The organism is Streptomyces sp. SID12501 (genome assembly GCF_010550245.1).
Classification (GTDB): Bacteria; Actinomycetota; Actinomycetes; order Streptomycetales; family Streptomycetaceae; genus Streptomyces.
The window spans coordinates 78123-85110 of record NZ_JAAGLU010000043.1 but is presented as its reverse complement, the minus strand read 5'-3'; the positions used below and the strand labels follow the sequence as shown (position 1 = coordinate 85110).

The window sequence follows — 6988 nt, the reverse complement described above, 5'->3', positions numbered from 1 at the left end:
CCTGCACCAGACCCGGGCCACCATCAGCCACTACAACCGGCGCGGCGACCCCCTGCCCACCCGCCTACGCCCCTGGCGGCAACCCGAGCAGAACCGATCACAACCTCAAGATCTGAGGCTGTAGTACAAGGGCGGGGCGGCCAGACCGCAACTGCGCGACCTGCGAGTACGCAAGGCCTGCGACCGCCATCGCGCATAGATCATCAGTAGTTGTCGGCAGCGTCAGTGGGCGGTGGCTCCTCACGGAGCCGGGTCGTTGCCGTCATCGCGGGTCGACTCGTCGTTGGTAGGGCCGTCAAGGGCGATGCCGAGGGTGTCGATGGCGTCGCGCTGGAGGCGGAGTCGGACGTGGGAGTACGTCGTTTGCGATCATCTGGGCAGGGCATCCAGAGCCGCATCCCACGGGTAGGATTCCAGGTCACCGTGTTTGGGCACGTGAGGTACGAACCCCCCAAGGCCGAGAAGGACAGTCACCCCGCATTCGCGGAGAAAGGACACACTCCGTTCGAGGGCGGGGTGAGCTGCCTGAGCCTGGTTCAGGTAGGGCAGGGCAACAAGTGGTAGCCGTAGCCCGATGCCCTCTGTGACAAGTCCAAGAGCGAGCGTGTCGGCGTGGCCGTCGGCCCACTTGGTCAGGGTGTTGAGGGTGGCGGGGGCTACGAGGATCGCGTCCGGTGAGGGCAACACGTCCGATTCGGCTGGCAGCTTGTACTGATGGCGTATGGGATACCCGGTCAGCTCGCGCAGTTCGGCGATGTCGTTCTCGAGCCAACTATGCGCGGAAGGGGTGAGAATGAGACAGACACCCCACCCAGCGGCTTGGGCCTTGCGTATGCCGGTAGCGACGGACTGAGCGGGCGGAGCGGCGCAGGAGATCAGATACAGGATCTTGGTCACCCGGGCAGTCCACACCGTGTAGCGAGTGCCTGCAAGCGTCCCTCGGCACTTCCCGTGCCCAGAAGGCGCAGATCCTCGACAAGTTGGCGACTGTTGGGGCGGCAGTGCACCTCTTCCGCAGCTTCCTTCTCGGCCAGGAGCAGCGTCTCGACCGCCTTCTCCCGACGGCCGGCCTGTGTGTAACCGTAGGCAAGGTCGACGAGGTGGTGAGCCCGCCGCTCGCGTGGCAGGGCATCGCGGCGCGACGCCGGAATGGCCTCAGCGGCGGAGATGGCCTCAGCGCCTTCGCAGAGCCGCGCGTGCGCGGCAACGCGGTGCACGGCAACGTTCGTTGGCCCGTACGCGGTGAACATCGCATTGCCGTCCGTGCCGAGCTGCGTAGCGTGATGGTCGGCCTGATCGAGGAGATCGGGGGTGGCGCTGCGGTTCTCGATGCTGGCTGACGCCATGGCGGCTTTGAGATAGAGCATGCCCAGAACGGAGAGCCCGTCTGCGCCACGCCCAACCAGGTCGCGCTCAAGGCGGCCAGCGGAAGCGACGGCGAACTCGACAGCGGCGGCGGCCTGCCCGTGGTGAGTCATCGCGTCGGCAAGGTGCCGGGCCGCCGCAGCCATGGTGACCGGGTCCCCGGATCGCTCGGCAGCCGCTACCGACCGGTCTGCTGCCATGAACGCCAAGCTGGTGTCGCCGAACTTGATCGCCACGGCCTCGACCAGTTGCAGAGACATGGACAGCAGCCGGAACGACGCAAGCCGTGCGTCCCCCTCGTGTCTGGCGGCAGCACGATTGGCGTCGATGAGGAGCCCTGGGACTACGCGGCCGAGCGAAGCGAAGTGGCTTGCCTGGAACGCGGTCCAGCCGTACTCCACGTTGCTGCTCAGCATTTCGACGGGGACGGGCTCGACCGCGGTCCCGTCGCAGGATCTAGTGATCACGTCGTGGTGTTGCAACGTGCGGCGGATCGCCGCGAGTTCAGTGCCGTCCACGCACTCGCCACTTTTGCCGAGCGGAGCGTCCGACAGTAGATCTTCGAGACGTACTGACAGCACTCGGGCCGCCCCTTCCAGGACGGACAGCCGTGGATCACTTTGCCGCTGCCCTCCCTCCAGGTCTTGAACCCACCTACGGGACATGCCCATGAGCGCCCCGAAGTCCGCCTGAGTGATCCGCCGACGTTCGCGCCAGTAGGCAATACGCCTGCCGATGCCCCGCGTGTCCATCGAGCCCCCCGGTGACCAGTCGATGACGCACGCACGTTGCGTGCCTACTCACCGTTATACAGCCCTTACGGTCCGAGAGGACACCAACTCTGCGAAGACCCCGGCGACCGTTCGCGCGGCCCCGGGGCGATGGCCCACCTGAAGAAAGCAGGTCGACATGACGCAAGCTACAGCTCCGCATCACGGGCGTGAATCCGGGGTCAGGATGACAATCCACGTCTACACCGTGCGCGGCGAAAGCGGTGAGATCGTCGAGGATCGCGGCGTGGTCAGGGTCCTGGGGAGCGACGGTCCGCTCCCCCTGAGGAACGCGTTCCCACCCTGCGCCTGTCCGCTTCACCGCAGGCAGCAGGCCGCGCTGTGACCATCCGTACCGCCACAGACACCCCACCCTCATCAGCGGAATGCACGGTCGCACAGCACCCCGAGTACGAAGATCTGCACCGCCACTGTCGTCAGACCGAGGATGTCCCCTTGCCCCACGGCGGCGGCCTGTTGCTGATGCGCAGATGCGGCTGCCCCTGCCACACCCAGCCCGGGGACGTGTCATGACGCTGCCGGGGCTGCACATGTGTCGCCACTGCGACGAGCTGATCACCGACCCGGACGACGCGGTCGTAGTGGCATACGTGCACGCCAACTCCGGGCCCGGCCGGGAGATTTGGGCGCACAGCGCCCACGCGCACCTCGTACAGCCGGACCCCTACCCGCTCGCGCTGCTGGCCCGGATCCGCGCCCTCTGCGCCGGGAACTCCGCAACCTGAAGCGACACCAGAGCCTGGTGACCGACAGACAATCCACATCGGTCACCAGGCCCCTCATCCGGTCGAGTTCCCCCTACTGAGGGAACTCGGCCCGAACCCCCACCTCGCTCGCAGCCCCCACCGTCACGCCACTCGCGCCCGCCGCTCGAAGCAGCACGTTCCCGACGCCGTACTGCCCCGAGACCAGAAGGTCCGCGTCGCCGTCCCGGTCGATGTCGCGCAGGCGGACGGCGAGGCCGAACATCTGGTACTGCGAGGTGTCGCCCGGGACGCCCGCCGTGGCCCGCGTGAACCACTGGGAACCGGCGCCGGTCAGACCGTTCCTGCTGCCGCGCAGGACATGGACGCCACCGGCGTCCGAGACCGAGCCGACCTTTTCCGACACCGCGCTGACCGCGAGGTCCGGATACCCGTCACGGTTGGTGTCGCCGGCGGAGAGGGAGTAGCCGAAGGCGTCGCCCTTCGTGGCGTCCGTGGCGACGCCCGAAGTCGCCTGCGTCAGACGGGAGTACGTGCTCACCGGGCCGGTACTGCTCCCGCGCAGGATGACGACCGAGCCCGCGATCCTACTGTGCGGGACGTCGCTGACCGCCAGGTCGCCGTAGCCGCTCTTGTCGAAGTCGGCGATGACGCCCGTCGGACTGTAGTCGGGCTGCGAGTTGTTGTACGTCGTGAGCCTGCCCGACGTGATCGTGGCGCCGCCGCGCAGGAACCAGGCGGCCTGGGCCATCGCGTCGTCCTTGTAGCCCTGGCCGAGGACGTACAGGTCCGTGGCGTTGTCCTTGGTGACCCTTCCGGCGACAAGCGCGGTGGTCTCGCCCAGGTCCCGGTGGTCGTGCTTGGTGACCCTGCCCGTCGTACCGGCCGGGGAGATGCCGCCTCGGTAGATTTGAAGCTCTCTCCCTCGTGAACGGGGGAGATTCCTGCCTACCTTGCGGTGGCGGGTTTGACGCCGTGGGAAGCGCGCCTGACGACTGCCCTCCCGGCAGCCGGGGCGAGCGCGTGGCCCGTCCGGTATCGGTGCAGCACATTGCGGGCGGCATTGTGGTCGGCGTTGCCTTCCCAGCCGCACGCGGGGTTCTGGCACACGAACTCGGCCTGGCTTCGTCGGCTGCCTGGCGTCACCGTGTGGCACTGCGAGCACTCTTGGGAGGTGCCCGGTGCGGGTACCTCGGCCAGAGCGCCTCCCCGGCGAGCGACCTTGTACGCGAGGAGTTCCACGGTGCGTCCCCAGGCCTCGCCGAGGATCGAGCGGTTCAAGCCGGCCTTCTGCGCGACCTTCCTGCCCGGTTCCTCGACGGTGCCCTTGGCGGAGTGGATCATGTTCGTGATGTGCAGTGCTTCGACGACCACCGTGCCGTACGTGTCGGCGAGGGCGGTGGTGGTCTTGTGCTGCCAGTCGCCGCGCCTGCGCTTGGCTGTCGCGCGGATACGAGCGATCTGGTCGTACGTGGCGTGCAGGCGGCGGCTGGTGCGCTCACCCTTCTTCCGCTGCTCCTTACGGCGGGCGGCGCGCTGCTCGAAGTGCAGCAGCCGGGCCTCTTCCCGCTGGGACAGCCACGGCCGGTGTTCGGCCCTGGCGCCGTCGGACAGGGCCAACGGGACGGTGATCCCGACGTCGATGCCCACCTCGGGACCGCAATGCCCGGCGGGGGCTTCCTCCATCGTCTGCACGCGGAAGGCGATGTGCCAGCCCAGCGCGTCCTTGACCAACCGCGCCCCGGTGATCCTGTTCTTCTTGCCCGCGCCCTTGCCGACCGGAAGATCCTTGGTCCAGCGGAAGCGGACCTTCCCGAGCTTGGGGATGTTGACCATGCCCCAGCGGCGGTGGACGCGCACGACGTGCAGGTCACGGCCCTGCGGGATGTCGATGCTCATCCGGGTACGGATACGGGACTTGAACTCCGGCGCCCCGGCCCGCCCTTCCCGGCAGTTCTTCCAGGCCCGGAAGTAGGTCTTCAACACCGCCTGGGCGGCCTGCGCGGGCAGCACGGCGAGCCAGTCGAGCTCGGCACGGCCCTGCCGGATCACCGCATCGGCGGCCGCCAGACTCCGCTTCGCCTTCGGCAGCATCGTCCACCAGTCGTGCAACAGATTCCAGGTGGTACGCGCCGCATGCGCCTGCCTGTCCAGGACAGCCACCTGGGCAGGGGTGAGTGCCAGTCGGGCACGATGCCCGCCCTGCCGCTCCACCAGGCCTGGTTGCACGTCCCGTCGCCCCATGACGGCTGACGCTAGCATTGGTTCATGTCACCCAGGTGGAAGCCAAACAAGGACGTCAGAACCGGTCGCCATGTGGTCTACAACCTCCACGTCCACTTGGTGTTCGTAACCAAATACCGTCGCGGAGTGTTCACTGAGGCGATGCTGGACCGGTGCGAGGAGATCATGCGCGAGGTGTGCGCGGACTTCGAAGCCGAACTGCGCGAGTTCAACGGCGACCACGACCACGTCCACCTACTGGTGCACTATCCGCCCAAGGCCGCCCTGTCGAAACTGGTGAACTCCCTCAAGGGTGTCTCCTCCCGCCGCCTGCGCCAGGAGTTCGAACCCCACGTGAGCCGCTACCTGTGGGGCGGACGCTTCTGGTCCGGCTCCTACTTTGCAGGCTCCTGCGGCGGAGCACCCCTGACCGTCGTCAAGCAGTACATCAAGCAACAACAGCGCCCGACCTGACCCCACCGCAGACCCCGGCTCCGCCGGGAAGCGTCCCCGGCGCTCCGCGCCGTCCCATGACCGGACCAGACGCTGCGGCGTTCACGGTGACCGAGTCGCCGCCGTGCCCGAACGCGTAGTCGCGGTAGCCGTCGCCGTTGTAGTCGTCGGCGTACTTGGCCTGGGTGGCCGCGGTCACGGGGCCTGCTGACAGGCTGAGCAGCCCGCCGGCCAGCGCGACGGACGTTGCCGTCGCGAGGACCAGGCGACCGGTTGTGCGTATGGACATGTGTCTCCTGCGGTGTGCGGGGGCCTTGCGGCTGCCCGCGATGGTCTGGTCGCAACCGTCCGGACGAGGCCGTAGGGGCGGGCCACGCAGTGCGCCGGCGGTGTCCGGGTTGCCGGAACCGGTTGCGCTGGGCAGAGCGGTAACGTCGCCTGCCGGTACGGGAAGCGCAGATAAGACCTGCGAGGAGTCCGGGGGGTTGTACGCCACAGGGCAGCAGTTTTGATCGGAGCGACAGTCGCAGCGCGTCACGACGACTTGCGTCGTGCACAGCGCCCAATGACGAGACCACGCGGCTCGGGCGGAGAAAGAAAGCGCTGCTCCGTCCGTGACCTTCGGGTGTCCGGTGCCCGCATAGGTGATCCAAGCTGTGCGGTTGGCGTCGTCCAGGAGGTACCAGATACGGCCGCCCTCGGTCACCTCGTACTGCCAGCGTTCCAAGGTGTGGCCTTTGAAGGTGCTGGTCCCGAGCTTGCCCTTGAGCTGGTGATGTCGGTCGGGGTGGTCAAGGGCCCGTGGGTTGGCACAGATCCTCTCGAAGGCGCGGCGTAGATTGCCGGCCGAGTGGCGGGAGAGGTGCTCCCAGCCGGTGGCGGCCTCGGTGTTGGCGAAGCGGACGTCGTACTCGTTGTCGACCGGAGGCGGCGCGGCCCGCTCTCCGCGCTTGGGGCTCACTTGTGCCTCTCGGGCATGGTTACGGGGCCGAGGTCTCCTTCTGGTTCGCGGGTGAGTATGGCCAGCAGGGTGGGGTCCGCGTAGATCTCGGCACTGTGCCGCCACTGAGTCAGCAGGAGTGCGATGGGGGCGAGGTTGTCCAGGGCCACCGCTTCGCGTGCCGTGTCCACCAGCTCCGCGAGGAGTGTGTCGACATCCTCGGCGGGCAGGAGGGTGCTCCACGGCAGAGCCTCGGGCAGGGCCTGGCGCAGAGCCTCGATGTTCTCGGTGTGGACCAGTCCGGCGAGCAGGCGTGACGTGAGGTCTTCGACCACGGGGCCACCGGACGAGTGAGGCGGATTTCCAGGAACCCCCGCACGTGGAGCTCCTACGGCGATCACTGCCAGGTCCTCGGTGTCGAAGACCTCTCCCTTGACTTCGTCCCACGAGTGGAAGGCGGTCATGGGCGTGCCCCTTTCTGCTGCCGCTTCACCAGGCTGACGACCGCCCAT

Annotated in this window: 8 protein-coding genes; 2 read left to right on the top strand and 6 right to left on the bottom strand. The window is 67.7% G+C overall.

All coding sequences use genetic code 11. The features are described 5' to 3' along the window. Positions 1-369 precede the first annotated feature (369 nt). Together G3I71_RS38280 and G3I71_RS38275 are read right to left on the bottom strand one after the other, a co-directional pair. Positions 370-897: a flavoprotein gene (locus G3I71_RS38280; protein ID WP_164322316.1), complete on the bottom strand. Its 528-nt coding sequence runs from the start codon at positions 895-897 to the stop codon at positions 370-372. Beyond that, on the bottom strand, positions 894-2117 hold the full coding sequence (locus G3I71_RS38275) for a helix-turn-helix domain-containing protein (protein ID WP_164322314.1): 1224 nt from the start codon (positions 2115-2117) through the stop codon (positions 894-896). The genes G3I71_RS38280 and G3I71_RS38275 overlap by 4 nt, the downstream gene beginning before the upstream one ends. Positions 2118-2665: 548 nt before the next feature. Here G3I71_RS38275 and G3I71_RS38270 point away from each other — a divergent pair. Continuing rightward, on the top strand, positions 2666-2881 hold the full coding sequence (locus tag G3I71_RS38270; protein ID WP_164322312.1) for a hypothetical protein: 216 nt from the start codon (positions 2666-2668) through the stop codon (positions 2879-2881). A 73-nt stretch (positions 2882-2954) separates the two neighbouring features. Here the strand turns inward: G3I71_RS38270 and G3I71_RS38265 are convergent, their stop codons facing one another. Then, the gene (locus tag G3I71_RS38265; protein ID WP_164322310.1) at positions 2955-3611 is read right to left on the bottom strand and encodes an FG-GAP repeat protein; all 657 of its coding nucleotides are present in this window, start codon (positions 3609-3611) and stop codon (positions 2955-2957) included. A gap of 197 nt (positions 3612-3808) precedes the next feature. Beyond that, complete coding sequence (locus G3I71_RS38260) at positions 3809-5104, bottom strand: transposase (protein WP_239149583.1); 1296 nt, start codon at positions 5102-5104, stop codon at positions 3809-3811. A 24-nt stretch (positions 5105-5128) separates the two neighbouring features. Between G3I71_RS38260 and tnpA the strand changes: the two genes are divergently transcribed. Beyond that, positions 5129-5557 (top strand): IS200/IS605 family transposase, encoded by a 429-nt coding sequence (gene tnpA / locus G3I71_RS38255; protein WP_164322308.1) that lies wholly within the window; start codon positions 5129-5131, stop codon positions 5555-5557. On the opposite strand, the gene G3I71_RS51660 is transcribed toward tnpA, so the two are convergent. Together G3I71_RS51660 and G3I71_RS38240 are read right to left on the bottom strand one after the other, a co-directional pair. Next, the gene (locus tag G3I71_RS51660; RefSeq protein ID WP_239149582.1) at positions 5532-6497 is read right to left on the bottom strand and encodes a hypothetical protein; all 966 of its coding nucleotides are present in this window, start codon (positions 6495-6497) and stop codon (positions 5532-5534) included. The genes tnpA and G3I71_RS51660 overlap by 26 nt on opposite strands. Continuing rightward, entirely contained in the window at positions 6494-6940 is a 447-nt protein-coding gene (locus tag G3I71_RS38240) for a hypothetical protein (protein WP_239149581.1), read from the bottom strand. Before G3I71_RS38240 ends, G3I71_RS51660 begins: the two co-directional genes overlap by 4 nt. Positions 6941-6988 lie beyond the last annotated feature (48 nt).